General features: G+C 65.3%; 28 protein-coding genes. 12 read left to right on the top strand and 16 right to left on the bottom strand.

Annotated elements, in window-relative coordinates; genetic code table 11:
- Window positions 1-11 precede the first annotated feature (11 nt).
- The 8 genes from guaA to HSEST_RS12295 form a co-directional block, all read right to left on the bottom strand.
- The gene (gene guaA, locus HSEST_RS12330) at window positions 12-929 is read right to left on the bottom strand and encodes a glutamine-hydrolyzing GMP synthase (RefSeq protein WP_229121236.1); all 918 of its coding nucleotides are present in this window, start codon (window positions 927-929) and stop codon (window positions 12-14) included.
- 117 nt (window positions 930-1,046) lie between these two features.
- Window positions 1,047-1,535, bottom strand: coding sequence for an Lrp/AsnC family transcriptional regulator (locus tag HSEST_RS12325; protein ID WP_229121234.1), 489 nt, complete (start codon window positions 1,533-1,535; stop codon window positions 1,047-1,049).
- 34 nt (window positions 1,536-1,569) lie between these two features.
- The gene (locus tag HSEST_RS12320; RefSeq protein WP_229121233.1) at window positions 1,570-1,923 is read right to left on the bottom strand and encodes a P-II family nitrogen regulator; all 354 of its coding nucleotides are present in this window, start codon (window positions 1,921-1,923) and stop codon (window positions 1,570-1,572) included.
- Window positions 1,920-3,275, bottom strand: a complete 1,356-nt coding sequence (locus tag HSEST_RS12315; RefSeq protein ID WP_229121232.1) for an ammonium transporter — start codon at window positions 3,273-3,275, stop codon at window positions 1,920-1,922. Before HSEST_RS12315 ends, HSEST_RS12320 begins: the two co-directional genes overlap by 4 nt.
- Before the next feature lie 501 nt (window positions 3,276-3,776).
- Window positions 3,777-4,757 (bottom strand): porphobilinogen synthase, encoded by a 981-nt coding sequence (gene hemB, locus HSEST_RS12310; RefSeq protein WP_229121231.1) that lies wholly within the window; start codon window positions 4,755-4,757, stop codon window positions 3,777-3,779.
- 61 nt (window positions 4,758-4,818) lie between these two features.
- Complete coding sequence (locus HSEST_RS12305; protein ID WP_229121229.1) at window positions 4,819-6,264, bottom strand: NAD(P)(+) transhydrogenase (Re/Si-specific) subunit beta; 1,446 nt, start codon at window positions 6,262-6,264, stop codon at window positions 4,819-4,821.
- 1 nt (window position 6,265) lies between these two features.
- Complete coding sequence (locus tag HSEST_RS12300) at window positions 6,266-6,547, bottom strand: NAD(P) transhydrogenase subunit alpha (RefSeq protein WP_229121227.1); 282 nt, start codon at window positions 6,545-6,547, stop codon at window positions 6,266-6,268.
- A complete protein-coding gene (locus HSEST_RS12295; protein ID WP_229121226.1) occupies window positions 6,544-7,755 on the bottom strand; it encodes a Re/Si-specific NAD(P)(+) transhydrogenase subunit alpha in 1,212 nt (403 codons plus the stop codon). The genes HSEST_RS12300 and HSEST_RS12295 overlap by 4 nt, the downstream gene beginning before the upstream one ends.
- 359 nt (window positions 7,756-8,114) lie before the next feature.
- On the opposite strand from HSEST_RS12295, the gene dapA reads away from it, so the two are divergent.
- From dapA to HSEST_RS12260, 7 genes are all read left to right on the top strand, one after another.
- Window positions 8,115-9,035 carry a 4-hydroxy-tetrahydrodipicolinate synthase gene (gene dapA / locus HSEST_RS12290; protein WP_229121225.1) on the top strand — a complete coding sequence of 307 codons (921 nt, stop codon included), beginning with the start codon at window positions 8,115-8,117 and terminating at the stop codon, window positions 9,033-9,035.
- Window positions 9,032-9,796 (top strand): 4-hydroxy-tetrahydrodipicolinate reductase, encoded by a 765-nt coding sequence (gene dapB, locus HSEST_RS12285; protein WP_229121224.1) that lies wholly within the window; start codon window positions 9,032-9,034, stop codon window positions 9,794-9,796. The genes dapA and dapB overlap by 4 nt, the downstream gene beginning before the upstream one ends.
- 42 nt (window positions 9,797-9,838) lie before the next feature.
- Window positions 9,839-10,672 (top strand): 2,3,4,5-tetrahydropyridine-2,6-dicarboxylate N-succinyltransferase, encoded by an 834-nt coding sequence (locus HSEST_RS12280; protein ID WP_229121218.1) that lies wholly within the window; start codon window positions 9,839-9,841, stop codon window positions 10,670-10,672.
- An 85-nt stretch (window positions 10,673-10,757) separates the two neighbouring features.
- The gene (lysA, locus tag HSEST_RS12275; protein WP_229121217.1) at window positions 10,758-12,005 is read left to right on the top strand and encodes a diaminopimelate decarboxylase; all 1,248 of its coding nucleotides are present in this window, start codon (window positions 10,758-10,760) and stop codon (window positions 12,003-12,005) included.
- Window positions 12,002-12,865 (top strand): diaminopimelate epimerase, encoded by an 864-nt coding sequence (dapF, locus tag HSEST_RS12270; RefSeq protein ID WP_229121216.1) that lies wholly within the window; start codon window positions 12,002-12,004, stop codon window positions 12,863-12,865. The genes lysA and dapF overlap by 4 nt, the downstream gene beginning before the upstream one ends.
- On the top strand, window positions 12,862-13,941 hold the full coding sequence (locus HSEST_RS12265; RefSeq protein ID WP_229121215.1) for a M20 family metallopeptidase: 1,080 nt from the start codon (window positions 12,862-12,864) through the stop codon (window positions 13,939-13,941). Before dapF ends, HSEST_RS12265 begins: the two co-directional genes overlap by 4 nt.
- 79 nt (window positions 13,942-14,020) lie before the next feature.
- Window positions 14,021-14,296 (top strand): hypothetical protein, encoded by a 276-nt coding sequence (locus HSEST_RS12260; RefSeq protein WP_229121214.1) that lies wholly within the window; start codon window positions 14,021-14,023, stop codon window positions 14,294-14,296.
- Window positions 14,297-14,322: 26 nt separating this feature from the next.
- Here HSEST_RS12260 and HSEST_RS12255 read toward each other — a convergent pair whose 3' ends face one another.
- Genes HSEST_RS12255 through HSEST_RS12240 form a run of 4 tightly spaced genes read right to left on the bottom strand, consistent with a single transcriptional unit; the run spans window position 14,323 to window position 17,086 of the window.
- On the bottom strand, window positions 14,323-14,490 hold the full coding sequence (locus HSEST_RS12255) for a hypothetical protein (RefSeq protein ID WP_229121213.1): 168 nt from the start codon (window positions 14,488-14,490) through the stop codon (window positions 14,323-14,325).
- Window positions 14,487-14,711 carry a zinc ribbon domain-containing protein gene (locus HSEST_RS12250; protein ID WP_229121212.1) on the bottom strand — a complete coding sequence of 75 codons (225 nt, stop codon included), beginning with the start codon at window positions 14,709-14,711 and terminating at the stop codon, window positions 14,487-14,489. The genes HSEST_RS12255 and HSEST_RS12250 overlap by 4 nt, the downstream gene beginning before the upstream one ends.
- 25 nt (window positions 14,712-14,736) lie before the next feature.
- Window positions 14,737-16,059, bottom strand: coding sequence for an MFS transporter (locus HSEST_RS12245; RefSeq protein ID WP_229121211.1), 1,323 nt, complete (start codon window positions 16,057-16,059; stop codon window positions 14,737-14,739).
- A gap of 31 nt (window positions 16,060-16,090) precedes the next feature.
- Complete coding sequence (locus HSEST_RS12240; RefSeq protein ID WP_229121210.1) at window positions 16,091-17,086, bottom strand: PrsW family intramembrane metalloprotease; 996 nt, start codon at window positions 17,084-17,086, stop codon at window positions 16,091-16,093.
- A gap of 119 nt (window positions 17,087-17,205) precedes the next feature.
- On the opposite strand from HSEST_RS12240, the gene pdxT reads away from it, so the two are divergent.
- Both pdxT and hisE read left to right on the top strand, forming a co-directional pair.
- A complete protein-coding gene (pdxT, locus tag HSEST_RS12235; RefSeq protein ID WP_229121209.1) occupies window positions 17,206-17,784 on the top strand; it encodes a pyridoxal 5'-phosphate synthase glutaminase subunit PdxT in 579 nt (192 codons plus the stop codon).
- A 64-nt stretch (window positions 17,785-17,848) separates the two neighbouring features.
- Entirely contained in the window at window positions 17,849-18,139 is a 291-nt protein-coding gene (hisE, locus tag HSEST_RS12230) for a phosphoribosyl-ATP diphosphatase (protein ID WP_229121208.1), read from the top strand.
- A gap of 148 nt (window positions 18,140-18,287) precedes the next feature.
- Here the strand turns inward: hisE and HSEST_RS12225 are convergent, their stop codons facing one another.
- A complete protein-coding gene (locus tag HSEST_RS12225; protein ID WP_229121207.1) occupies window positions 18,288-18,482 on the bottom strand; it encodes a cold-shock protein in 195 nt (64 codons plus the stop codon).
- Window positions 18,483-18,762: 280 nt separating this feature from the next.
- Here HSEST_RS12225 and ilvA point away from each other — a divergent pair, with 280 nt between their 5' ends.
- Both ilvA and HSEST_RS12215 read left to right on the top strand, forming a co-directional pair.
- Window positions 18,763-19,974 (top strand): threonine ammonia-lyase, encoded by a 1,212-nt coding sequence (gene ilvA / locus HSEST_RS12220; RefSeq protein WP_229122998.1) that lies wholly within the window; start codon window positions 18,763-18,765, stop codon window positions 19,972-19,974.
- A gap of 108 nt (window positions 19,975-20,082) precedes the next feature.
- Window positions 20,083-21,327, top strand: coding sequence for a cysteine desulfurase (locus HSEST_RS12215; RefSeq protein ID WP_229121206.1), 1,245 nt, complete (start codon window positions 20,083-20,085; stop codon window positions 21,325-21,327).
- Window positions 21,328-21,423: 96 nt separating this feature from the next.
- On the opposite strand, the gene HSEST_RS12210 is transcribed toward HSEST_RS12215, so the two are convergent.
- The 3 genes from HSEST_RS12210 to HSEST_RS12200 all read right to left on the bottom strand — a co-directional run bounded on the left by HSEST_RS12210 (window position 21,424) and on the right by HSEST_RS12200 (window position 23,446).
- On the bottom strand, window positions 21,424-21,720 hold the full coding sequence (locus tag HSEST_RS12210; protein WP_229121205.1) for a hypothetical protein: 297 nt from the start codon (window positions 21,718-21,720) through the stop codon (window positions 21,424-21,426).
- A 13-nt stretch (window positions 21,721-21,733) separates the two neighbouring features.
- On the bottom strand, window positions 21,734-22,258 hold the full coding sequence (locus tag HSEST_RS12205; RefSeq protein ID WP_229121204.1) for a DoxX family protein: 525 nt from the start codon (window positions 22,256-22,258) through the stop codon (window positions 21,734-21,736).
- 270 nt (window positions 22,259-22,528) lie between these two features.
- The gene (locus tag HSEST_RS12200) at window positions 22,529-23,446 is read right to left on the bottom strand and encodes a sensor histidine kinase (protein WP_229121203.1); all 918 of its coding nucleotides are present in this window, start codon (window positions 23,444-23,446) and stop codon (window positions 22,529-22,531) included.
- A gap of 118 nt (window positions 23,447-23,564) precedes the next feature.
- Here HSEST_RS12200 and citZ point away from each other — a divergent pair, with 118 nt between their 5' ends.
- Window positions 23,565-24,701: a citrate synthase gene (gene citZ / locus HSEST_RS12195; RefSeq protein ID WP_229121202.1), complete on the top strand. Its 1,137-nt coding sequence runs from the start codon at window positions 23,565-23,567 to the stop codon at window positions 24,699-24,701.
- The last annotated feature ends 16 nt before the right edge of the window (window positions 24,702-24,717 follow it).

The raw sequence follows: 24,717 nt of genomic DNA, 5'->3' as shown, positions 1-24,717 counted from the left end.
TTTGGCTAGGGTCACTCGTACTCGATGGTCGCGGGCGGCTTGTGGGTCACGTCGTAGACGACGCGTGCGACGTTTTCGTGTGAGCCGGTAATTCGGGACTGGATCCGCTGGAGGGTTTCCCAGTCGATCTCCTGTGCGCGGGCGGTCATCCCGTCGCGGGACTCGACCGATCGCACCGACACGACCCAGCCGTGGACGCGGTTGTCGCCTTTGACGCCCGTCGCCTTGCCGATCACGGCTGCCAGGGCCTGCCAGGGCTCGTACTCCTCGAGTTCTTCCTCGACGACGTGGTTGGCCTCCCGGGCGACTGCCAGTTTCTCCTCGGTGACCTCGCCGATGATTCGCACTGCGAGCCCGGGTCCGGGGAAGGGCATCCGCTCGGAGATGATCTCTTCTAGATCGAGTTCGCGGGCGACTTCCCGGACCTCATCCTTGTAGAGGTCCCGCATCGGTTCGACGATCCCCTCGAAGTCGATGTGCTCGGGCAGGCCGCCGACGTTGTGGTGGGATTTGATCGTCCCCTCGCTCTCGATGCGATCGGGGTAGATCGTCCCCTGCACGAGATAGTCGGCGTCGACCTCGCGAGCGACGGTCTCGAACTCGCGGATGAACTGCTCGCCGATAGCGTGGCGTTTCTCCTCTGGATCGGTGACCCCCTCCAATTCTCCGAGGAACCGGTCTTTCGCGTCGACGACCTGCAGACTGTCCATATACGCGAACGTCTCGCGGATCTGCTCGGTCTCGCCCTTTCGCATGAGGCCGGTGTCGACGTAGACCGGGTGGAGTTGGTCGCCGACGGCTTCGTAGGCCAGCGCGGCCGCCGTCGAGGAGTCGACCCCGCCCGACAGTGCGATGATCGCTTCGGCGTCGCCGATCGCCTCGCTAATCTCCTCGATCTTCTCGTCGATGAACGAATCGACGTCGACCATCAGGCGGTCACCCTCCGTCGCCGCGCGTTCGGATCGGTCACTGGAGAATCCGTGTACGATCGTCTCATATGCCCTTTCTTTCGTGGTGCGGTCAAAACAGTTGTGAATCCGCGACCGCTAGTCGCGGTCAGCGTCGATCAGCGCCGTCGGGTCGAACTCCCGGAGCACGTCCCGAACGACGGTGACGGTCAGCGAGCGGACCCCGTCGTCGGTCAGCAGCTCCGTCGCGGCCTCGTTGAGCGTGTCCGTATCGCTGAACTTCCCGATCGCGACGGCGTCGTCCCCGCCGGTCACGGCGTAGATGGCGACCAGTCGCGGATCGCTTCGCAATCGTTCGAGCGCCCCGTCGTCGGCGACCGACAGCCGGAAGAGGACCGTCACGTCCCGCCCGAGCGCGTCGTAATCGAGACGCGCACTGTAGCCGTCGATCACGCCGCCGTCTTCGAGACGCGCGAGTTTCGCCTCGACGCGGTCCGCGGCGATCCCCGCTTCAGCGGCGATCTCGCCGGCGTCGATCCGAGCGTCCCGAATCCGGGCTTCCAGTACTGCGCGGTCGTCGTCGTCGAGCTCCGACGGTAGATCGGCGTCGGCGTCGGTCGATGTCATAGTTCAGAGGTCACGAATCCGTCCAGTCAGTGGGTCAGACGGCCTCGGGACCTTCCTTGCCGGTACGGATCTGGGTCGCCCCTTCGACGGGCAGGACGAAGATCTTCCCGTCGCCTTTCTCGCCGGTACGTGCGCCGTCTCTGATCGCCTCGATGACGTCATCGACGGGCGTATCGGCGACGACGACCTCGATTTTGATCTTCTGATGGAGGTCGACGACGTACTCTTCGCCGCGCCATTGGCCCTTCTTGGCCGGCTCCGAACCGCGGCCGGAGACGTTCGTTACCGTCATCGAGGGCGCGTCGGCCTCGACCAGCGCCTGTTTCACGTCCCCGAGCTTATCGGGGCGGATCATCCCAACGACCATCTTGATGTCAGTCTCGCTCATTCTGCATCACCGTCCGTGGTTGCGACGGTGCCGTCGGTCTTGACTCTGCCGCCGTCGGTACGGACGCGGCCGCCGTCGGCGACGACGCCTTCCTCGTCGCCGAATTCGGGGTAGGTATCGACGCCGTGTTCGGAGAGATCTAGCCCGTCACGCTCGTGTTCGGGCGTGACGCGAGCCTGACCCGTGGCTTTCAGCGCGTACCAGACGACGGCCGTCGCGCCGACCGTCCAGCCTGCGATCACGACGACGCCGACGAACTGGGTGAGCGCCGCTTCCGCGAGCGGGACGCCCAGATCGTAGTGGACGAACGGGAACGCGAGCGTGCCGAGGATACCGGCACTTCCGTGAACTGGGAACACTGCACACACGTCGTCGATCTTCAGTCGCTTTTCGACGAAGCTGAAGACGATCGGGAGCTGTGCGCCCGCGAGTCCGCCGATCAGGAGCGCACCGAGGTAGTGCGTCGTGTCCGGAATGGCAGTGATCCCGACCAGCCCGGCTAGCAGGCCGTTCGCGACGTACAGCGTATCGACCTTCCCGGTGCGGAGCCACGCGACGAGTCCCGCGCCCATCGCGCCGGCGGCCATCGCGATGGTCGTTCCCATCGCGACCCGTCCGAGCACCGCGCCGTTGTACGCCATCATTCCCGCTTCGGTCTCGTACATCGCCGCGGCCGTGCCGACGTTGAACCCGTACCAGCCAAAGGCCAACATTAGCGTCCCGAGCACCGCGAAGGTCATCGAGTGACCGGGGATGACGTTCGCCGTTCCGTCGGCGTCGTAGCGATCCATGCGTGGTCCGAGGATCCACGCCGCGGTGAGACCGGCGATACCGCCCATCCCGTGGACGATCATCCCGCCGGCGAAGTCGTGGAACACGGCGTCCCCGATCTGGAGGTACGCGCCGGCCCAGGTGATCCCCGTGACGACGGGGTAGATGATCGCCGCCAGCAGGAACGTGTAGGTGACGTACGCGCGCAGCCTCGCGCGGCCGGCGACCGCCCCGGAGACAATCGTCGCCGCCGTCATCGCGAAGACCGCGCCGTACAGCCAGCCGATGTATCCGCTGGCGTCGTCGGCAAGGTACGGCAGCGATTCGGTGAACGGACTGCCGCCGACGAGCCCGGAGATGCCAGCTCCGATGAAGAAGAACACCGTGACGCCGACGCTCCAGGTCAGCAAGTTCTTCGTCAACTGGTTGGCGACGTTTTTCGCCCGTACCTGACCCGCCTCCAGCATCGCGAAGCCGGCGTGCATGAAGAAGATCAGGAACGAGACCGTCAGGATCCACGTGTTGTTGATGGCGTCGGTAATCGCGCTCGGTTCGACCTGCAGTGGTATTGATTCGATCATATGTTGTCTACCTCGATTTTTGTCCTTGTTTGTCCAACTTCTGGCTCATTCTAGCTACGTTCGTTCGCCTTCTCACGCCTGGGGCCATGGGAGAAGCCTACATAAGGATTTGCTTCAGAATCGAAAAAATTGGGATGTGGTGGTAGACGATCGTCTAATATTGTGTAGAATATAGTGTGTATAAGGACATTGAACGTAAATATTCATACTGCTATTTCGGTCACAATCTGGACGTTCGTCCACCCATATCCGAGTTTGATCCTCTGTTTGCGGGGCTATTTCGGCATGCGCGCTCGGTCTCGGTTGTCGTTGTCCCGCAAATATTGCCGTCCTCCAGCGTCGGACTGCTCGATCGAAGCATTGCTGTGACGGGCCGACTGTTGCGCTGGCGAAACGCCTCGGCCGGGCAGCGAGAGCGTGCTGGCCGGCAACTGCGGCCGGGCAGCGAGAGCGTGCTGGCCGGCACCTGCAGCCGAGCAGCGAGAGCGTGCTGGCCGGCACCTACAGCCGGGCAGCTATGTCCTCGGCGAAGTACGTCAAAATGAGGTCGGCACCGGCACGTTTAATCGACAGCAGCGACTCGTAGGCCGTCTCTTCGAGGTCCAGCCACCCGTTCTCGGCGGCCGCGTGGAGCATCGCGTACTCGCCGGAGACGTTGTAGGCGGCGACGGGCCGGTCGAAGTGCTCGCGTACGTCCCGGACCACGTCCAGATAGGGGAGTGCCGGCTTGACCATCAACACGTCCGCGCCTTGCTGGACGTCCAGTTCGACCTCGCGGATGGCCTCGCGGCTGTTGGCGGGATCCATCTGGTAGTGGCGGCGGTCGCCAAAGGCGGGTGCGCCGTCGGCGGCGTCCCGGAACGGCCCGTAGAAGGCCGACTCGTATTTCGCGGCGTAGCTCATGATCGGCACCGCCGAGTGACCCGCCTCGTCGAGCGATTCCCGTATCGCGCCGACCATCCCGTCCGTCATCGAGGAGGGTGCGACCATGTCCGCCCCGGCCTCGGCGTGGGAGACGGCGATCCGCCCCAGCGCGTCGAGCGTCCGGTCGTTCTCGACGGTGAGCGTCGGATCCTCGTGGGCGTGGGGTTCGAGGATCCCACAGTGGCCGTGATCGGTGTATTCACACATGCAGACGTCGGTGATGACGTAGGCGTCGGTCCCGGCGTCGATCCGCCGGACGGCCTCCTGGACGACCCCGTCTTCGGCCCAGGCGCGAGTCCCTGCTTCGTCTTTCGATTCGGGGATCCCGAAGACGATGACGGCCTCGACGCCGGTGTCCCGTATTTCTTCGACGCGATCGACAGCCTCCGCCACGGGGACGCGCTCGTGGCCGGGCATCGACTCGATCGCGACTCGCTCGTCGGTCGTCGCGTCGACGAACACCGGGGCGATCAGATCGCTGGCCGAGAGATCGGTCTCGCTGACCAGCCCCCGGATACCGTCCCGGCGGAGCCGCCGCGGGCGCTCTGTGAGGTCCATACCCGTCTCTTCGGGCCGATCGTAGAAAACGTTGGCATCAACGCGGGGTGGAAACGGACACCTACGAGTTCGATTCCTTGTACTCGTTGACCAGCGACTGCATCGACGCCTTGGCGTCGCCAAAGAGCATACTCGTGTTGTCGCGAGCGAACAGCGGGTTGGCGATCCCGGAGAACCCGGGACTGAGGCTGCGCTTGTTGACGACGACGTGGCGGGCATCCTCGACGTTGAGGATCGGCATGCCCGCGATCGGGCTGTCGTCGTCCTCGTTGGCCCGCGGGTTGACGACGTCGTTGGCCCCGGTGACGATCACCAGATCCGTCTGGGAGAAGGTCGGGTTGACCTCCTCGAGTTCCCGCATCTTGTCGTAGGGCACGTCGGCCTCGGCTAGCAGGGCGTTCATGTGGCCGGGCATCCGTCCCGCGACCGGGTGGATGCCGAACTCGACGTCGACGCCGCTGTCCTCCAGCAGATCGACGAGTTCGGCGACGGCGTGCTGGGCCTGGGCGACGGCCATCCCGTATCCGGGGACGATGACCACGCGCTCGGCGGTCTCCAGCAGCATCGTCACCTCTTCGGGCGAGGTCTCGGTAATCTGTCCCTCGTAGATGTCCTCCATCTCCTCGGCAGTATCGTCGCCGCCGAGGCCACCGAAGAAGACGTTCGCCAGCGAGCGGTTCATCGACTCGCACATGATGATCGTCAGGATCATTCCCGCCGCGCCGACGAGCGTCCCGGCGATGATCAACACGGTATTGTTCAGGACGAACCCGGTCGTGGCGGCCGCCAGTCCCGAGTAGGAGTTCAGAAGCGAGATGACCACTGGCATGTCCGCGCCGCCGATGGGCACTACGAGGAACACGCCGAGCAGCAGGGCTGCGGCGACGATCACCCAGTAGACGGGCACCCACTCGGCCGTGGGGACGCCGCCGAACAGCGACGGCTGGACGACGAGGACGGCACCGGCGACGAGGGCGACCCCGAGGAACGTGACCTTGAGCGCGTGCCCGACGTTGGTGCTGACCGGTGACTCGCCGACGATTCCGTGGAGTTTGCCCGAGGCCACGAAGCTCCCGGAGAACGTCACCGACCCGATGATCGCGGCGATAGCCGCCGACGCCGTCAGCCCGACGCCGAGGTCGCCGCTGCCGGCGAGCACGTCGACCAGTTCCGCGCCGGCGACGACCGCCGAGGCACCGCCCCCGAACCCGTTGAACAGCCCGACGAGCTGGGGCATCTCGGTCGTCTCGACGGCGACCGCGAGGTACGCACCGACCACACCGCCGATGAGCAGTCCGGCCGCGAGAATCGCGGGCGTGAGGATCTCGAACCACAGTATCGTGACCGCCACGGCCAGGAACATCCCGCCGGAGGAGATCAGGTTCCCGCGCGTGGCCGTCCGCGGGTGGGTCATATCGCGCAGGCCCTGGATGAACATGATCCCGGAGACCAGATACGCGAACTGCAGCGCCTGCTCGGGCAACTGCTGGGCGAGGATTCCGGCCATCTTACCGCCCCCCCTGGCTGAACTCGCTCAGCATAAAGTGACTCACCAGATAGCCGCCGACGACGTTGATCGTCGCCATGACGACTGCGAGGAAGCCAAGCGCCGTCGCCAGAGTCGTCTCGCCCTGGCCGGCGACCACGACCGACCCCAGCAGGGTGATCCCGGAGATAGCGTTGGCCCCGGACATCAGCGGCGTGTGCAGGTTCGTCGGGATCTTCGTGATGACCTCGTAGCCGATAAACGCCGAAAGCACGAACAGCGTCAGGTTCTCGACGAACGTCACGCCTCGCTCACCTCCTCGGTGTCGCCATTGCTGTCTGTATCGGTCTCGTCGGCATCGTCTTCGTCGGCGTCCGCATCGCCATCGTCCTTATGTGGATTCCGAACCGTCCCGTCGTGGACGAGCAGCGTCGACTCGATGATCTCGTCCTCGAAGTCGAAGGCCGGCTCGCCCTCTTCGAGGAAGTTCTCAAGGAAGTTGGCGACGTTGTTGGCGTACTGCTGGCTCGCAGTGTGGCTGATCTGGGAGGGCAGATCCGTCGGCCCGTGGACCGTCACGCCGTCGTGTTCGATCGTCTCGCCGGGGACGGTCGGCTCGCAGTTGCCGCCGGTCGCGGCCGACAGATCGACGACGACCGAGCCGTCGTCCATCGCTTCGATCATCTCCGTCGAGACCAGCTCCGGCGCGGGCGCACCGGGAATCGCGGCCGTCGTGATGAGGACGTCCGATTCGGGGACGACCTGCTCCATCTGCTCGCGCTGGGCCGCGTAGAACTCCTCGTCCATCTCGCGGGCGTAGCCTTCCTCGTCGCCCGATCCCTCGGTCTCCAGATCGAGTTCGACGAACTCCGCGCCGAGGCTCTCGACGTCGCGTTTGGCCTCCAGGCGGATATCGTAGGCCTTGACGGACGCCCCGAGCCGTTCGGCCGTCGCGATGGCCTTTAGGCCGGCGACGCCGGCCCCGATGACGAACACGTCCGCCGGCTGGATCGTCCCGGCGGCGGTCATCTCCATCGGGAACATCTTCGGCAGTTCCTCGGCGGCCAGCAGACAGGACTTGTAGCCGGCGAGGCTGGCTTGCGAGGACAGCGCGTCCATGCTCTGGGCGCGGCTGATCCGCGGGATGAGCTCCAGCGCGAACGCGCTCACGCCCCGGTCGGCCAACGTTTCGAGCTGCTCGTCGTTGACCTCGTAGGGGCCGAGCATCCCGACGACGATCTGCCCCTCGCGGTAGCGCTCCAGGTCAGGGTCTTCGTGGTTCCCAAGCGCTTCCACCTGCAGGATCACTGTCGCGTCCTCGAAGACCGCTGCCCGATCGTCGAGGACTGTACAGCCGACCGACTCGTACTCGTTGTCGGCCCAGCCGGCATCTTCCCCGGCGCCGGTCTCGACGATGACTTCGTGTCCGTCTTCGATTAGCTCCGCCGCGACCGGCGGCACGAGCGCGACACGATCCTCCTCGCCGACCTCGCTCGGGACGCCGATGATCACGGCGACACCTCCCACGACGGCAGTAGCGGACCGCTACCGTCCGGTCCGCAACTGTCGTGCAACATACTGTGTGCCATTGTTCACTTCCACTCCGAGACTGAGGGTTACTTTTCTTACGGTATGGGATTATGACCCTCGAAATTTGAGGTTTACAATTCTGGACTAATGATAGGGTATAAGTTGCCGAACGCTGATATGATACGTATGGCCCGTCTCGCCGCTGCGGTTTGTGATCGGTCCGGCGAGACGGCGGTTTCGAAACGCAAACTTGGGTTTTGACTCGCGGCGGGGTGGCGTCCCGTCACGGGTCGGTCCCGTTTTAATAGCTCGCGCGCTAACGACACCAACAACCACCACTCATGACAACCCATCTCTTCGAGGGCGTCTACCCCGCGATGGTGACGCCCTTCGAGACGGACGGAAGCATCGATTTCGATCAACTGCAGGCCGACGCCCAGCGGCTGGAAGCGGCGGGCGTCGACGGGCTCGTCCCCGTCGGCTCGACGGGCGAGTCGGCGACGCTCTCGCACGACGAACACGTCGAGGTCGTCGAGGCGGTCATCGACGCCGTCGAGGACGTCCCCGTGATCGCCGGCACCGGGAGCAACAACACCCGCGAGGCGCTGGAACTCTCCCAGCGGGCGGCCGACGCCGGTGCTGACGCCCTGTTGCTCATCTCGCCGTACTACAACAAGCCCGAACAGCAGGGCCTGCTGGAACACTACCGGACGCTGGCCGACGAGGTCGACGCCCCCCAGATCGTGTACAACGTTCCCTCCCGGACGGGTCGAAACGTCGATCCCGACACCGCCGTCGAGTTGGCTAGTCATCCCAATATCGCGGCGTTCAAGGCTGCCAGTGGTGATATGGGCCAGATCAGCGAGATCATCGAGCGGACCCGCGACGAGGAGTTCGCAGTGCTGTCCGGCGACGACGGGATGACGCTGCCGATGCTGTCGGCCGGCGCGGACGGCTGTGTCTCGGTGGTCGCCAACGTCGAACCCGAGCGGACCTGCGCGATGGTCGGGGCGGCCCTCTCCGGCGATTACGAGTTCGCCCGGGACCTGCATCACGAACTCGGGGAGCTGACCCGACGGCTGTTTGTCGAGACCAACCCGATCCCGATCAAGGAAGCGATGCACATCCGCGGGCACGGCACACCGTATCTCCGGTCGCCGCTGACCCGCCTTTCGGAGCCCCACAGGGAGGCCCTGGAAGCCGAACTGGACCGGCTGGCCGAGGCGGATATCGAGGGCGATTACGCGGAGGTTGAGCGATGATCTCGCTTGGTGTCACGGGTGCTGCCGGGAGAATGGGTGAGGCGGTCATCGAGACCGCTGCCGACCGCGACGACGTCAAGGTCGTCTTCGGCGTCGATCAGGCGGACGTCGAGTCGGTGCTGGGCGTGCCGGTCGAGGACCCAGACGCATTCGAGGACCTGCTCGAAACCCACGATCCGGACGCAGTTATCGACTTCACAGTACCGAAGGCCGCGATGCAGTTCGCGACCGCTTGTGCAGACGCCGGCGTGCCGCTGGTGACCGGGACGACCGGTCACGACGACCTGCAGTTCGAGACGGTCGCGGCCGCCAGCGAGCGCACGCCCGTGCTGAAGGCGACGAACTTCGCTCGCGGGATTCAAGCCCTGCTGCGAACCGTCTCGGCGGCCGTCGAGGCGCTGCCGGGCTACGACATCGAGGTCACTGAGACCCACCATAATGGCAAGCGAGACGCCCCCAGTGGCACCGCAAATACCATCTTAGAGGAGATCCGGGACGCGCGTGAGGAAGACTTTGAGCAGCAGTTCGGCCGCGAGGGGATCCAGCCTCGCGAGGACGACGAGATCGGCGTACACGTCCGCCGGGCGGGCGACATCCGAGGCGAACACGAGATCATGCTCGCCGGCAACGACGAGGTCGTGACCCTCTCTCACCGGGCGGAGGACCGCGGTGTCTTCGCGGCGGGCGCGATCGACGCGGCGGTCTGGCTCACCGACCAGGAACCGGGTTGGTACGAGTTCGGCGACGTGATCGACGGGTGAGGACCGACGCATAGTTATCTATTGAGGCTCCAGCACCCTCTAATGAGCCTGCAATCCGATATCGAAGGTCTCTGGCAGCGTTACGACGACGGCCTGACTGCCGCCGAGGCCGACAGCGACGCCCTGGCGACGCTCGAACGGTTCCTGGCAGCCCTGGAAGCCGGCGAGGTCCGGGCCGCCGAACCTGCCGGTGACGACTGGACCGTCAACGAGTGGGTCAAACGGGGGATCCTCCTCAACTTCGGCCTGCGCGAGACCAAGCCCCGCGAGCACGGCGGCGTCACCTATCACGATGTCCTGCCGCTTCGAGAGACCGAGGACCTGGGCGAGCGCGGCACGCGAAACACGCCGACTGGGACCGTGATCCGCCGCGGGGCCTACGTGGGCAGCGACGCGATCATGATGAGCCCCAGCTTCGTCAACGTCGGCGCGCACGTCGGCGACGGGACGCTGGTCGACTCCAGCGACACCGTCGGCTCGTGTGCCCAGATCGGCGACAACGTCAAACTCGGCGCGAACACGCTGATCGGCGGTGTGCTCGAGCCCGTCGAAGACAGCCCCGTCATCATCGAGGACGGCGCCTCGCTGGGCGCTGGCTGTCGTGTCACGAGCGGCTTCAAAGTCGGGGAAAACTCGATCGTCGGCGAGAACACCCTGCTGACCCCGCGAATTCCCGTCTACGACCTGGTCGAGGAGGAGGTAATCTACGGAGAACTGCCGCCCGAACGGCGGGCCTTCACCCGCTTCGTCGAGTCCTCTGTGAGCGAGCACGACCTGTTCGACGGCGGCGCGTACAAGCCTGCCGTGGTGGCGACTCACGTCGAGGAAGAGACGCTCGAAGCCGCCGAGAAAGAGGACATCCTGCGGGATAATTAGCCGGGTTTCGGTTCCGGTGGTACACTCGTCTGTCGAGCAGCTACGATCACAAACGTTGAACCGCTGCCACACCGATACCGAGCCAATGACTACTGACGATCCCCCGCCAATCCGTCGCCTGTCCGAGTGGGACGCCGCTCGCCTGCGCGATCTCGCCGACGAACACGGTACGCCGCTGTACGTCATCGACCAGGGGCGCGTCCGCGAGAACGTCGCCAACCTCGAGCAGGCCTTCCACGCCGAGGCGATCAGCTACGCGGTCAAAGCCAATACAGTCCGTACGACCCTAGAGACCGTCGCCGACACCGGCCTCGACGCCGAGTGTGCCTCCGCGGGCGAGGTCAAGCGTGCCGTCGAGGCCGGCTTCGAGGCGGTCCGCTACACCGCGGTCAACCCGCCCGCGGCGGACCTCGATCACGTCGTCTCGCTTTCGGACGCCGTCGAGGACCTCGACCTGGTGATCACCATCGGGGCGGCCGACACGCTGGCGGCGCTCGAGGAACGCGGCTACGACGGCCCGCTCGCGATCCGGGTCAACCCCGGTGTCGGTGCGGGTCACCACGCGAAGGTCACCACGGGTGACGCCCCGAAGTTCGGCGTCCCCTTCGACCGCGTCCCGGACCTCGCAAGCGACGTCCTCGATCGCGGCTTCGATCTCGTCGGACTGCACGCTCACGCCGGCAGCGGGATCCACGACGAGGACGATCTGCAGGCCCATCGCGAACTCGTCGCCCGCATGGGCGAGCTGGCGCGCGATCTCGATCACGATCTGGACTTTCTCAACGTCGGTGGCGGCCTGGGCGTGCCCTACCGGCCAGACGAGGCGCCGCTGAACCTCGACCGCGTCGCCAGCGCCACTCGCGAGGCCGCCGGCGATCTCGACGCGACGCTGGGCATCGAACCCGGCCGGTACGTCGTCGCTGACGCGGGCGTCCTCTTGACGACCGTCAACACGGTCAAGCCGACCCCCGAGACGACAGTCGTCGGCGTCGACGCGGGAATGACGACGCTGTTGCGGCCGGCGATGTACGACGCCTACCACGAGATCCGATCGCTGGCCCCCGACGCCGACGACCGCGAGGCGACCGCTGCGACGGTCGCCGGCCCGATCTGCGAGACTGCCGACGTACTGGGTCGCGACCGGCCACTCCCGGCACCCGAACGCGGGGATGTACTGGCGATCGGCAACGCCGGTGCGTACGGCTACGAGATGGCCTCGAACTACAACTCCCGGCCGCGCCCGGCGGTCGTGTCCCTCGACGGTAGCGAGTCGGAACTGGCCGTCGAACGCGAAACCCTTTCGGACCTGACCCGACTAGAGATCGAGCAATGATCACTGTCGAGAAGTACCACGGCACCGGCAACGACTTCGTCGTGGTCGCGGCCGACGCTCCAGTCGAGGATCGGGAGGCCTTCGCGAGGCGGCTCGCCGATCGGGAGACGGGACTGGACCACCCCGACGGCGAGCGGGTCGGTGCCGATGGCGTCCTCTTTCTGGACCTGGACGCCGACGCCGAACCGCCCCGCGTCGAGATGACGCTCGTCCAGCCCGACGGCTCGATCGCGGAGATGTGCGGCAACGGCGCTCGCGTCGTCGCGACCTGGGCGGCCGCCGAGACGGGTCGACGGGCGTTCGTCATTGACACGCCAGCCGGCGAATATCCCGCCGAAGTCGGCCGGGAGGGCGTCACCATCGGGATGGGCGAGCCGACCTTCGACTCCGGGGCCGTCCCGACCACGCTCGGGGAGTCGCTGATCGAGCGCGAGGTCGAGGGGCTGACCGTGACGGCGGTCAACACCGGCGTCCCGCACGCCGTCGCGTTCGTCGAGGACGTCGCCGACGTGGATCTGGAACGCGTCGCGCCGCCCGTCCGGCACGCCGACGTCTTCCCGGAGGGCGCGAACGTCACGATCGCCTCGGAGCGAACCGCCGGCCCCGTCCAGGGGTACGACCAGCGGACCTTCGAACGCGGCGTCGAGGGCGAGACCCGTTCCTGCGGGACGGGTGCGGTCGCCGTCGTCGCCGCCGCCCACGAACGCGGGGACGTCGAGACGGGCCAGTCCGTCCCCGTCCATCCGCCGGGCGGACGACTGGTCGTCACCAGAACCGAGACGGGCGCGACGCTGCAGGGACCGGTCGAACGCGAGTTCGAGACGACCGTGCCAGCGGACGGACAGGTGGCCCAGCGATGACGTTCGATATCGAGTCCTTCCACGAACGCGCCGTGACCACTCCGTCTCACGAGTCTGTCGGGGAGATGCGATCGCTGCTGGTCGAGACCCTACGAGATGCGGGGTTCGAGCCCACCGTCGACGACGCCGGCAACGTGCTGGCGACCCGGGACGGGGACGGAGCGGGGCCGCATCTCGTCCTCAACACGCACATCGACACGGTCCCGCCGCACGTCCCCCACGAGCGCGACGGCGAGATCGTCCGCGGGCGCGGCTCCTGTGACGCCAAGGGGCCGCTCGCCGCGCTGCTTTCGGCCTTTTTCGCCGTCGAACCCGAGCGAGGGGCGGTCACGCTGGCGATCACGCCGGACGAGGAGGTTCACTCGACCGGCGCGGCGGCGCTCCGGGGACGGCTCGATGCCGACGGCTTCATCGTCGGCGAACCCACTGGACTGGACGTCTGTACCGCCGCTCGCGGGCGATTCGAGGGCAGCATCACGATCTCGGGCACGAGCGCCCACGCCGCGGAACCCGAGAGCGGCGACAACGCCATCGCGGCCGCCGCCCCGATCCTCGAGAGACTGGCGAGCTACGACGAGTCAGGCGGGCCAGGCGAGCACGAGCAACTGGGTCGACCGTCGCTCGTGCCGACGCTGATCGAGGGCGGCGAGGCCCCGAACCAGATCCCCGCGGAGTGTCGTCTCACCTTCGATCGCCGGAGCGTCCCTCCCGAGACGGCCGAGGGGTTCCGGTCGGGGCTGTCCGAGTGGCTCCGCCGGCGACTGCCCGAGGGCGTAGACCTCTCGGTCGCGCTCAGTGATCGCGAGACCCCGTTTTTGGAGGCGTTCGCGACCGACCCCGACGAGACACTTGTCGAGACGCTCGCGGCCGAGAGCGGCGGCGCGGTGCGGCCGTTCGGAGCCGCGACCGAGGCCTCGTATTTCGCCGAAGAGGCGCCGACGGTCGTGTTCGGGCCGGGCGTGCTGGCCGACGAGACTGGTGCGGTCGCCCACAGCGAGCGGGAGTACGTCCGACTGCCCGAGGTACACGCCGCGGCCGAGGCCGTCACCGGGACGCTCGAATCTATGTTGTGTTGATACTGCCGGTGGTGTGAAACCCAAACAGCGACTGTACTTTCCCGAAGCGGTTTTGGCTGGGTGTCCGAAGGCACGCTCGATGTCATCTTCACCACCGTTCGTCGACATGGACACCGGCACGTTCGACTTCGAACAGATCTGGCGGGAAGCCTACCCGATTCTGGGACTCGTCTTGCTGTTCGGGGTCCTCGGACTGCTACCGTTCTACGTCGGCGCATCCTTCACCGTATCGTACGGAGTCGGATCTCTGATCGGGTCCGTACTGACGTGGCTCGGTCAGCTGATCCTCGCGGTCGGGTCGGGGATCGTGCTCATGTACGTCATCGTACGCGCGATCCAGCTGTCGGGGACGTAGCGCGGATCCTCGCTCGCGCGCCGCGTTCACTCCCCCGGTTCGTCAGTATCTCGACGCGCTAGCTGTTCGCCAGTCTCACGGTCGGTGACCGTCCCCTGCTCACGCTCGCGCCGAACGAGCGCGTACAGCACCAGGCCGCTACCGACCCCGACCGACAGAAGAACGATCAGAGAGATAGTCCCAGCGGCGCTCATCCCAGAAAGACATCGACGATATCGCTCCCGGTGTCGCCACCTTGCCGGTACAGTTCGGAGTAGCCGCAGTTCAGACAAGAGACGACCTGGAAGTTGTTCGTCTGGATGTCGAACAGCTTCGAGAGGCCACCACCCGTCGTCGAGATACGATTGACGTCGACTTCGTCGTGCCCGCATTTTGGACAGCCACGTTCGTCTGCCGGCTGTGGATTGGAGGACATGCATATCGGACGTGATAGCAAGGTATTATATATTTTTTGACTCTCGTGTCGGCTCTGTCAGCGTCTCCTCGACCTGGCTGTAGACGAGCACGAGCGCGAGCACACTCAGGACCGCACCGAAGAAAAACGGCGTTTCGAAGCTCCCGACGTTGTACAGCACGCCGGAGGCCAGCGGCCCGACGGCGACGCCGAGGCCGAACGCCATCGTCAGCACCGACAGCGTCGTTCCCGAACCGCGCTCGCCCGACAGGTCGCCGGCCAGCGCTAGCGACGGCGCGAACACGAGCGCGACGGCCACGCCCTGGATGAATCGCGCGCCGAGCATCAGCCAGGGATCGGTGACGAGACCCTGGACGAACACGGAGGGGATCAACACGGCGAACCCGGCGACGACGAAGGGGCGGCGACCGTACCGGTCGCTGGCCCGGCCGATCGGGATCTGGAACGCGACATTCGCGAGCGTCACTGCGGCGAACTGGACGCTGAAGAAGAAGGTCGACTCGCCGAGTCGTGCCCGGATCGGCCCCTCCAGCGTGGCGAACAGTGCGATCGTCGTCGCCATCAGGAAGGTCCCGATCCCGAGGACGAACACCGAATCGAGACCGCGACCGTCGGGGCCGCGAATCGCGATCGAGAGGTCCTTGCTCGCCGCGTCGGCCGCTTCCGGCGGGTCCTCGATGAACAGCACGACCAGGCCGGCGCTGACGGCCGCGCCGAGGACGGCCACGGCGAAGGCGGCGTCGAACCCGGAGATCACGAGTCCGAGCAGGTCGTATGTGACGACTCCCTCGGCGGCGAGCCCGCCCGTGATGACGACGCCGGCGATGATCGGCCCGAAGCCAAAGCCCAGCAACCGGAGCGTGTTGTAGACGCCGAAGTTGCTGCCGCGTTCGCTGTCGCTTTCGGCGTAGTCGTTGATCAGCGCGACCGTCGCCGGGACGGTGAAGGCTGCTCCGACGCCCTGGAGCGCCCGTGCCAGTAGCACCGTCCAGTACGTGCCGGCGAACGGATAGGCCGCGCTGCCGGCCCCGAACAAGGCGAGCCCGCCGAGGACGAACACTTTCCGCCGACCGAGCCTGTCGGACCACCGCCCGGTAAAGGGCTGGCCGAAGCTGTTGAGCAGGCCAAACAACGAGAGGACGACACCGATCAGCGTCTCCTCGCGCAGGACGAACCCGCCGAGTGCGGTACCCGGGAGCGAGATCTCGGTGCCGGCGATCCCCACGAGCGAGATCTCGCCACTGGCGATGTACAGCGGGAGGACGATGATCAGAAACGAGTTGCCCAGCGCGTCGGCCATCCGGGCGACCGACAGCGTCAGCACCCGCGAGTCGGTGTTCAGGGCCATCTATTCGCTCCTGTAACTGGACGCGCGACCGTCACGGATCGAACTCCGTGGGTTCCGACCTCGGGATCGGCCGGTCGTGGACGAGCCGGTAGGCCCGACGGTACGCCCGAATCTTCCAGACGAGGATGAGTCCGAACACGCCATCGAAGACGAGCACGAACACGACGAACCCGCCGAACCAACTGAGCCCTGTCACAGCCGCCAGCGCTTCCGGAACGAACTGCGCGAGGGTGTTGTAGCCGCCGTGGATGACGGCCGCGATCAACAGCCCCTTGATCACGATCGGGCCGGCGTCGTCGGGGTTGAACTTCGCGAGCCCGAGGTAGTAGCCGGCGATGGCCGAGTAGATGACGTGCCCCGGACCGGCCAGCGCGCGGACGATCGAGGTTCCGCCGCCGACCGCCAGCGGGTTCGCACTCGTCGCGGCGACGCTCTGGGTGATATACAGCGCGTTTTCGATCGTGGCGAACCCGAGACCGGCGACCGCGCCGTAGACCGCCCCGTCGATCACGGCGTTGAAGCGATTGTCGCGGAACGGGTACAGCCTGACCGCGAGTAACTTGACCCCCTCCTCGACGGGACCGACGACCAGGAAGAACAGTCCGATCAGGCCGATGTCGACCCCCCAGCTCATGAAGACGGCCGGCACTGCCGTGTTGAGTATCCCGGCGAATCCCGCGACGAGGACTCCAAGCAGGAAGGTCCCGACGAGCAGCGACAGCGGCTCCTGGGTCGTCACGTCGGCGTGCCAGACGTACGCCGCGAGCCCGAGCGCCGGCACCGCAGAGAGGACAGTCATCACCCCGATCCACGGATCCGTGAGGCCACCGAGCGTGCCCAGCGCGATCTCGGCGAGCAGGATGAACAGCGCGAGGACGACGACGAACGCCCGTGTCGCGACGAGCAGCGCTTGATAGACGAACACGGCGACTGCGTCCAGCAGCGTTTGTTGCTCCCACTCGACCACGTCGTGCAGGTCGAGCGATCCGTCGGTGCGCGCCTGAACCGGATCGCGTCGAGTGCCCATATCCGGCTCTCGGACTCGCGGCACCTAATACTCCCGGCGGTTCACTACCGGCTGCGTCGAAGTTCCCTACCGAAGGACGGAACGAGAGGTTTTTCGCGGTCGGTCAGTTAGCGCCGTCAATGAGTCTCACAGCCGGTGTCGTCGCCGTCCAGGGCGACGTCAGCGAACACGCCGCGGCGATCGAGTCGGCGGCCGCTGCCCACGACAAGTCCGTCGACGTTCGCGAGATCCGCGAATCTGGAATCGTCCCCGAATGTGACCTGCTTGCGATTCCGGGCGGGGAATCGACGACCATCTCGCGGTTACTCGCTCGCGAAGGCATCGACAGGGAAGTGCAGGCCCACGTGGCGGACGGCAAGCCGCTGTTGGCGACCTGTGCCGGGTTGATCGTCACCTCGAGCGATGCCAACGACGAGCGCGTCGACACGCTGGATCTGCTCGACGTGAGCGTCCAGCGCAACGCCTTTGGCCGCCAGAAGGACAGCTTCGAGGCCGATCTCGACGTCTCTGGTCTGGACGACCCGTTCCACGCCGTGTTCATCCGCGCGCCGGTCATCGACGACGTCGGTGACGCCGAGGTGTTGGCTACCTGGGACGGCCGTCCCGTCGCGGTCCGGGACGGTCCCGTCCTCGGAACTTCCTTCCACCCGGAACTGACCGGCGATTCGCGGATCCACGACCTGGCCTTCTTCGAGTGAACGTGACCGTCGCGATTACGGTCGAGTAGCGGCCTTTTTGCTCCCCGCCCGCTTCATCCCGAGTATGGCTGACGCTGATGTGCTCGACGAGGTGTTCGAGGTCATCGAGAATCGCAAGGAGACGTTGCCCGAGGATTCCTATACGGCTTCGCTGTTCACCCACGAGAAAGGCGAGAACGCCGTCCTGGAGAAGTTGGGCGAGGAGATGACCGAGCTCGTTCTCGCCGCGAAGGACGACGATCACGAGGAAATTGCACACGAAAGCGCCGATATCGTCTATCACATGCTCGTGTTGCTCTCGATGAAGGGGATGGATCTGTCGGATCTCCGAACGGAGCTAGAGGATCGACGGTAGGCTGGCTGTTTTGCTCTCGAGGCTTCTTCGAATCTGTCGGATACAAGCAGCCGCTCGGCGGCAGCCGGTGCCGGGGCCTACCTGGCACTGCCGCTCTCGATTGTAGCGTCGATAAAAACGGGATCGCAATAAAGCGATAGTGCGAAGTCTACTGTCGGACGACGTTAGTCGCGCGCGGACCCTTGGGGGCCTCTTCGATGTCGAATTCGATCTCCTGTCCTTCCTCGAGGTCCGGGCCGCCAACGTCTTCCATGTGGAAGAAAACGTCCTCGTCCGCGTCCTCAGTCTCGATGAAACCGTAGCCGCCTGTGTCGTTGAAGAAATCAACCGTACCGTTTGCCATTGCCTTTGTTCAGATGGGAGGGGGATATGTAAGGCTTCCGAGAGTCCCGTTACCATAGGCCCTGAGAGGTTCTCTCTTTGATCGGTGGCCCCGAAATTGAGTGGTCGACCAGTCGTCTGCCAGCCGTCTGACGGAGGTTTGGATCCGGTCCCAGTCCGGCACTTTCACTTTCAGTCCGCTTCCCTGACGTTTATACTCATTCCCGACCCAGATTCTGATGCAGTCACACGTTCCATCCTTCTCCCTCACACCTAACTGGCCAGCGACGCAACTGGCGGGCATGCTGTCGCTTTCGGACGTACTGGCCGCGCGGGACCGGGTCACCGAGACCGCCCGCCACACGCCGCTCGAGTACTCCCATACCTTCTCGTCGATGACCGGCGCGACCGTCCACCTGAAACTGGAGACCTTCCAGCGGACGGGTGCGTTCAAGATCCGTGGGGCGACCAACCGTATTGCGACGTTGAGCGACGCCGAGAAAGCGGCTGGCGTCGTCACCGCCAGCGCCGGCAACCACGCTCAGGGGGTCGCGCTGGCAGCCACGCGAATGGGCGTCGACGCCAAGATCGTCATGCCCGAGCACGCCCCCGTCTCGAAAATCGAGGCGACCGAAAGTTACGGCGGCGAGGTCGTCCTCGACGGGGCGGACTACGATGCCGCGGCCGAGCGCGCCCACGAGATCGAACGCGAGGAGGGACGCACGTACGTCCACGCCTTCGACGACGAGATGGTGATGGCCGGCCAGGGCACTATCGGTCTGGAGATTTACGAGGACTTACCGGATGTCGAGACGGTCGTCGTCCCGATCGGCGGTGGCGGGCTGATCTCGGGGATCGCGACGGCGCTCAAAGGGAAAGACGAGGATATCCGGGTGATCGGCGTGCAGGCGGAGGGTGCTGCGAGTGCTCGTGCGTCCCTGGAGAGCGGCGAGATCGTCGAACGCGATAGTGTCGAGACGATCGCCGACGGGATCGCCACCCGGAAGATCGGCGAGCGGACCTTCGAGGTGATCCGCGAGCGTGTCGACGAGGTCGTCACGGTCAGTGACTCGGAGATCGCCGTCGCGCTGACGACCCTGCTGGAGCGCTCGAAGACCCTCGTCGAGGGAGCGGGCGCGGTTCCGCTGGCGGCGCTGCTGGCCGAACGGTTCGACTACGAGGACGACGAGGTCATCGTCCCGGCGCTCTGTGGCGGGAACATCGACCTGAACGTCCTGACGACGGTTATCATGCGCGGGTTGATCGAGACCGGTCGGTATCTCCGCCTGCGGACCGTTCTCAAGGACCGCCCCGGCGAACTCGAACGACTCGTCGAGATCATCTCCGAACAGGGCGCGAACATCTACGCCATCGAGCACGACCGCGCCTCGCGGGACATCGCGCTGAACGACGCCGAAGTCGAGCTCGACCTGGAGACGAAAGGCTCCGACCACGTCGAGGCACTGATCGAGTCCCTGGAGGCGAACGGGTACGCGGTCGACGTCCTCGTGTGACGCGGTCCGGGACCCGGCGAGCGCGCCAGACTCCAGTCACGGCTCGTCGGTACGACTGGTCTAGGCGGACCGAAGGAACCAGGTGTCTCTGGCTCTCATATCGGAGTAATGACTGTACGTGAATCCGGGGCGCTCGACGTCGAGCGCATCCGCGAGGATTTCCCGGTGCTCGACCGGGAATTCGACGGCACGCAGCTGGTGTATCTGGACAACGCCGCGACGACCCAGACCCCAAACCGGGTAATCGATGCCATCGGCGACTACTACCGGGAGTACAACGCCAACGTCCACCGCGGACTCCACCAGCTCAGCCAGGAAGCCTCGATCGCCTACGAGGAGGCCCACGATCGCGTCGCCGAGTTCATCGGGGCGGCGGGCCGCGAGGAGATCGTCTTCACGAAAAACACCACCGAGAGCGAGAACCTCGTCGCCTACGCCTGGGGGCTGCGCGAACTCGGGCCGGGGGATACGGTCGTCCTCACGGAGATGGAACACCACGCCTCGCTGGTCACCTGGCAACAGATCGCCGAGCGAACCGGTGCGGACGTCGCGTACATTCGGGTTGACCAGGACGGCTACCTGGATATGGACCATGCCCGCGAGGTGATCGACGACGACACTGCCATGCTGTCGGCGCTCCACGTCTCGAACACGCTGGGGACCATCAATCCCGTCGCCGATCTCGTCGATCTGGCGCACGATCACGACGCGCTGGCCTTTATCGACGGCGCGCAGGCGGTCCCGAACCGCCCGGTCGACGTCGAGGCTATCGACGCTGACTTCTACGCCTTTTCGGGTCACAAGATGGCTGGTCCGACCGGGATCGGCGTTCTCTACGGGAAGCAACACCTGCTTGAATCGATGGGTCCGTTCCTCTACGGCGGCGACATGATCGAGAAGGTCACATTCGAGGAGTCCCGCTGGAACGAACTCCCCTGGAAGTTCGAGGCCGGGACACCCTCCATCGCCCAGGGGATCGCGCTGGCGGAGGCGTGTGACTACCTCGATGAGATCGGCATGGGAGCTATCGCTCGCCACGAGAACGAACTCGCCCAATACGCACTCGAGCGGTTCGCGGAGTTCGACGACATCGAGACCTTCGGCCCGCCCGCCGGCGAGGAACGCGGCGGCCTGGTCTCGTTCAATCTCGACTCCGTCCACGCTCACGACCTCTCCTCGATCCTCAACGACTACGCCGTCGCGATCCGGGCCGGCGATCACTGTACCCAGCCGCTGCACGACAAACTCGGCGTCGCCGCGACCGCGCGCGCGTCCTTCTACGTGTACAATACGCGCGAGGAGATCGACGTGCTGGTCGAGGCGATCGACGACGCACGGCAGCTGTTCGCCTGATACGTCACGGGCCGCTGTGACTGGCGGTCCGTGATCGGTGTAGTAAAAACGTCCCGGTCCGCAGAAACGGTACTGGTTCGAGCCGTTTTTCGACGCTCAGTCCGCGGTCTGTTCGCGGCTGTGGATTGATTCGGACGTTCCGGCGTCCGCGGGCACCAGGGCGCGGTAGCCGAACCAGACTAGCAGGACCGCGAGCCCCAGTAGGACCAGCCCGGTGCGGATCGTCGGGTCGATGGCGGGTGTCGCGACGACTTCGCCCGCCTCGTTGGTGATCTCGACCGGACTGTACGGTTTGCCGGCGAGTATCTCGAGGACGCCGAGGACGACGACGCTGAACAGTACGAGGCCGCTACTGGCTCCGAGCAGCACTCTGTCGATAGTGTTGTATTCCATATTTTGTCCCTCCTTAGCCGAGCAGGTATTTGAGCCGCGGGCGGTTCCGGACGAATTCGGTCCGCTCGATGAGCGCGTCGAGGCCGAAGTACCGGCCCGTCGCGAGCACGATCATCGTCACGAACAGCAACAGTCCCAGGAAGTCGCCGGTGACGATGCCGTTGCCGAACCCGGCGTTGCCGACCCAGAACAGAGTCATGAACACGGCCCCGAAGAAAGCGGCCAACCGGACCAGGGCACCGACCATCAGCCCGAGTCCGATGAGCGTCTCGCCGAGCGGGACGCCCGGCTCGATCAGCCACGCGAGGTTGTTACCCATCCAGACCGGGATCGGCCCGAGTGCCGTGCCGGTCATGCCCTTGAGATATGCCGGGCCGCCGGTGAACGACAGCCCGTTCTCGATGAGCTTCGTGATTCCTGCGTGGAAGAACCACCAGCCGACCACGACGCGCAGCGTCGCGAGCCAGTAGGCAGTCAGCGGTCGCGACAGCTCGAGTTCGAATTCGTTTGATAGGGGGTTCGTCGCCTGGTATGACATCTGTGTTGACCTCACTCTGCCTTTACTGTGAAGGGGATTATATAGTCGAGTTCGTTCTCGATGGCTGGAAAGCGTTCTCAGATTCTGATATCAGATCCGATCTTTCGTTATGTGTAGATCGAAATACCGGCAACAAGGTCCCGTATCTGCGATATACCTATATCTACAGCAGGTGTTCGATGTGACAGAGTGCTGTCATCGGGGAATCATTTTCCGGTATCGTCCCCCTTCGAGTCGGAGGTCCTCGGGCGAATACGATGGAGAGTGCCATTACGGTTGCTCGTTGTCGACACGCGGGACCGACACCGTCACGGCCGCACCGCCAAGCTGGCTCTTGGTCACGGTGAGGTGGCCGTCGGCTTTCTCGACGATCAGCCGAACGAGCCAGAGGCCGAGCCCCTCCGAGTGAGTGAGAACGTCTTCGACGTTTCCCTCGATGGCTGTCCGTTCGCCCGCTGGCAGACCCGGCCCGTCGTCTTCGACAGCGATCCGGATCTCGTCGCTGTTGACCGCCAGTGAGATCACCACTGACCCACCCGGCCCGCCGTGGACAATCGCGTTTTCGAGCAGTTCGGAGATTGCAAAACCCATTCGTGCGGGGACCAGCGTCTCGACGCGCTCTGGACTGTCGAACTCGATCGTCACATCTGGATGTTCCGCTCGGAGCTGGGCGCAGATCTCGGTGATCGCCTTCGTGAGATCCTGCTCGACGCGCCGGTCGGCCGACTGCTCGGAGATTCCACGCAGGATATTCGCCTTCTCCGCCAGCGTCTCCAGCCTGTCGACCTTGCGTTCGACGATTTCAAGGTGTGGTTCAACCTCTCCGGTTTCGCGCGCCGTCTCCGTTCGGCCGCCGATGACGGTCGCGATGTTGCGCAGGTTGTGCCTGACGATCCGATGCAGGATACTCAGCTCCCGGGTCTGCTGGCGGAGCCGTCGTTCCGTCTCGCGCTGGCGTTCGTGAGCGCGTGCGGTCAACCCGTAGACCAGCAGTGCCGAGACGACCACGAACAGGCCGCCTTTGAGCGCCTCGATCCGGAACCGGGCCTCTGGATCGGGAACGAACAGATACACGACTGCATCCGAAAACAGGATCCAGAGCACCCCGAACGCGAAGTAGGTGGCGGCGATCCGTCTCGCCGTCAACTCCGGCAGCGACGGTGAAGGGAGGTCGTCGAACGGGGCCATCGGCGTGCGGTGATCCGGGGATACGAAGGGACGGCCTATAGGCGTACGGGTCGGGGATGTGGGAACGTGTAGCGCAGAAACGACAATGTTTTTCCGCCGAGGTTGATTGCAGTACAGTATGTCCGACGACCTCAAGAAGGGGCTCGAAGGCGTCCTCGTCGCCGAGTCGGAACTCAGTTACATCGACGGCGACGAGGGGCGACTCGTCTATCGCGGCTACGAGATCGGGGATCTGGCAGAGCGGGCCAGTTTCGAGGAAGTGCTCTACCTGCTCTGGCACGGGGAACTGCCGACGGCGTCGGCGCTCTCGACCTTCGAGGACGAACTCGCCGCGAACCGGACAGTGCACGACGACGTTCTCGAAACGGTGCGGCGGCTGGCCGAGGCCGACGCGAACCCGATGGCAGCGCTTCGAACGGCGACCTCGATGCTGTCGGCCTACGACGACGAGGACGGCGAGCCCGGCACGCGGGCGGAAGACCTGTCGAAGGGCAAACGGATCACCGCCAAGATGCCGACGGTCGTGGCGGCGTTCAAGCGGCTGCGTGACGGGAACGACCCGGTCGCACCGCGGGAGGACCTCGATCACGCCGCGAACTTCCTGTACATGCTCAACGGCGAGGCTCCGGACGACAAGCTTGCCGAGGTCTTCGATATGGCACTGGTGTTGCACGTCGATCACGGGATCAACGCCTCGACGTTCGCCGCGATGGTCACGGCCTCGACGCTGTCGGACATCTACAGCTCGATCACGAGCGCCATTGGGACGCTGAAGGGGGGCCTCCACGGCGGGGCGAACCAGAACGTCATGGCGATGCTCAAGGAGATCGACGACAGCGAGCTGAGCGTCGTCGAGTGGACCCGTAACGCCCTGGAAGAGGGCAAGCGAATCCCCGGATTCGGCCACCGGGTCTACGACGTCAAGGACCCCCGCGCGGCGATCCTCGGCGATCAATCGCGAGCGCTGGGCAACGCCTCCGGCGAGCTCAAGTGGTTCTCCTACAGTCAGGTCATCGAGGAGTTCATGCAACAGGAGACGGGCATCGCGCCGAACGTGGACTTCTACTCGGCCTCTACTTACTACCAGATGGGGATCCCAATCGATCTGTTCACGCCGATATTCGCGTTGAGTCGGGTCGGCGGCTGGATCGCCCACGTGTTGGAGTACCAGGAAGACAACCGTCTCATCCGACCGCGGTCACGCTACGTCGGCGCGACCGACCAGGCGTACGTCCCAGTCGAGCAGCGGGAGTGATCTCGCGGGCGTCCGG

Source organism: Halapricum desulfuricans, assembly GCF_017094465.1.
In the GTDB taxonomy this organism is placed as follows: Archaea; Halobacteriota; Halobacteria; order Halobacteriales; family Haloarculaceae; genus Halapricum.
The sequence above is the reverse complement of the archived record's forward strand: the minus strand, read 5'-3'. Positions and strand labels throughout refer to the sequence as shown.

What these genes read in the sequence shown, in the direction of transcription:
- HSEST_RS12320 (WP_229121233.1), bottom strand. Translation starts at nt 1,923, where the DNA reads ATGAGCGAGACTGACATCAAGATGGTCGTTGGGATGATCCGCCCCGAT.
- HSEST_RS12200 (WP_229121203.1), bottom strand. Translation starts at nt 23,446, where the DNA reads ATGGCCCCGTTCGACGACCTCCCTTCACCGTCGCTGCCGGAGTTGACG.
- HSEST_RS12205 (WP_229121204.1), bottom strand. Translation starts at nt 22,258, where the DNA reads ATGTCATACCAGGCGACGAACCCCCTATCAAACGAATTCGAACTCGAG.
- HSEST_RS12315 (WP_229121232.1), bottom strand. Translation starts at nt 3,275, where the DNA reads ATGATCGAATCAATACCACTGCAGGTCGAACCGAGCGCGATTACCGAC.
- HSEST_RS12210 (WP_229121205.1), bottom strand. Translation starts at nt 21,720, where the DNA reads ATGGAATACAACACTATCGACAGAGTGCTGCTCGGAGCCAGTAGCGGC.
- guaA (WP_229121236.1), bottom strand. Translation starts at nt 929, where the DNA reads ATGGTCGACGTCGATTCGTTCATCGACGAGAAGATCGAGGAGATTAGC.
- ilvA (WP_229122998.1), top strand. Translation starts at nt 18,763, where the DNA reads ATGCTGTCGCTTTCGGACGTACTGGCCGCGCGGGACCGGGTCACCGAG.
- HSEST_RS12280 (WP_229121218.1), top strand. Translation starts at nt 9,839, where the DNA reads ATGAGCCTGCAATCCGATATCGAAGGTCTCTGGCAGCGTTACGACGAC.
- citZ (WP_229121202.1), top strand. Translation starts at nt 23,565, where the DNA reads ATGTCCGACGACCTCAAGAAGGGGCTCGAAGGCGTCCTCGTCGCCGAG.
- hemB (WP_229121231.1), bottom strand. Translation starts at nt 4,757, where the DNA reads ATGGACCTCACAGAGCGCCCGCGGCGGCTCCGCCGGGACGGTATCCGG.
- lysA (WP_229121217.1), top strand. Translation starts at nt 10,758, where the DNA reads ATGACTACTGACGATCCCCCGCCAATCCGTCGCCTGTCCGAGTGGGAC.
- hisE (WP_229121208.1), top strand. Translation starts at nt 17,849, where the DNA reads ATGGCTGACGCTGATGTGCTCGACGAGGTGTTCGAGGTCATCGAGAAT.
- dapA (WP_229121225.1), top strand. Translation starts at nt 8,115, where the DNA reads ATGACAACCCATCTCTTCGAGGGCGTCTACCCCGCGATGGTGACGCCC.
- HSEST_RS12245 (WP_229121211.1), bottom strand. Translation starts at nt 16,059, where the DNA reads ATGGCCCTGAACACCGACTCGCGGGTGCTGACGCTGTCGGTCGCCCGG.
- HSEST_RS12240 (WP_229121210.1), bottom strand. Translation starts at nt 17,086, where the DNA reads ATGGGCACTCGACGCGATCCGGTTCAGGCGCGCACCGACGGATCGCTC.
- HSEST_RS12325 (WP_229121234.1), bottom strand. Translation starts at nt 1,535, where the DNA reads ATGACATCGACCGACGCCGACGCCGATCTACCGTCGGAGCTCGACGAC.
- dapF (WP_229121216.1), top strand. Translation starts at nt 12,002, where the DNA reads ATGATCACTGTCGAGAAGTACCACGGCACCGGCAACGACTTCGTCGTG.
- HSEST_RS12215 (WP_229121206.1), top strand. Translation starts at nt 20,083, where the DNA reads ATGACTGTACGTGAATCCGGGGCGCTCGACGTCGAGCGCATCCGCGAG.
- HSEST_RS12260 (WP_229121214.1), top strand. Translation starts at nt 14,021, where the DNA reads ATGTCATCTTCACCACCGTTCGTCGACATGGACACCGGCACGTTCGAC.
- HSEST_RS12250 (WP_229121212.1), bottom strand. Translation starts at nt 14,711, where the DNA reads ATGTCCTCCAATCCACAGCCGGCAGACGAACGTGGCTGTCCAAAATGC.
- HSEST_RS12255 (WP_229121213.1), bottom strand. Translation starts at nt 14,490, where the DNA reads ATGAGCGCCGCTGGGACTATCTCTCTGATCGTTCTTCTGTCGGTCGGG.
- HSEST_RS12305 (WP_229121229.1), bottom strand. Translation starts at nt 6,264, where the DNA reads ATGGCCGGAATCCTCGCCCAGCAGTTGCCCGAGCAGGCGCTGCAGTTC.
- HSEST_RS12265 (WP_229121215.1), top strand. Translation starts at nt 12,862, where the DNA reads ATGACGTTCGATATCGAGTCCTTCCACGAACGCGCCGTGACCACTCCG.
- pdxT (WP_229121209.1), top strand. Translation starts at nt 17,206, where the DNA reads ATGAGTCTCACAGCCGGTGTCGTCGCCGTCCAGGGCGACGTCAGCGAA.
- dapB (WP_229121224.1), top strand. Translation starts at nt 9,032, where the DNA reads ATGATCTCGCTTGGTGTCACGGGTGCTGCCGGGAGAATGGGTGAGGCG.
- HSEST_RS12225 (WP_229121207.1), bottom strand. Translation starts at nt 18,482, where the DNA reads ATGGCAAACGGTACGGTTGATTTCTTCAACGACACAGGCGGCTACGGT.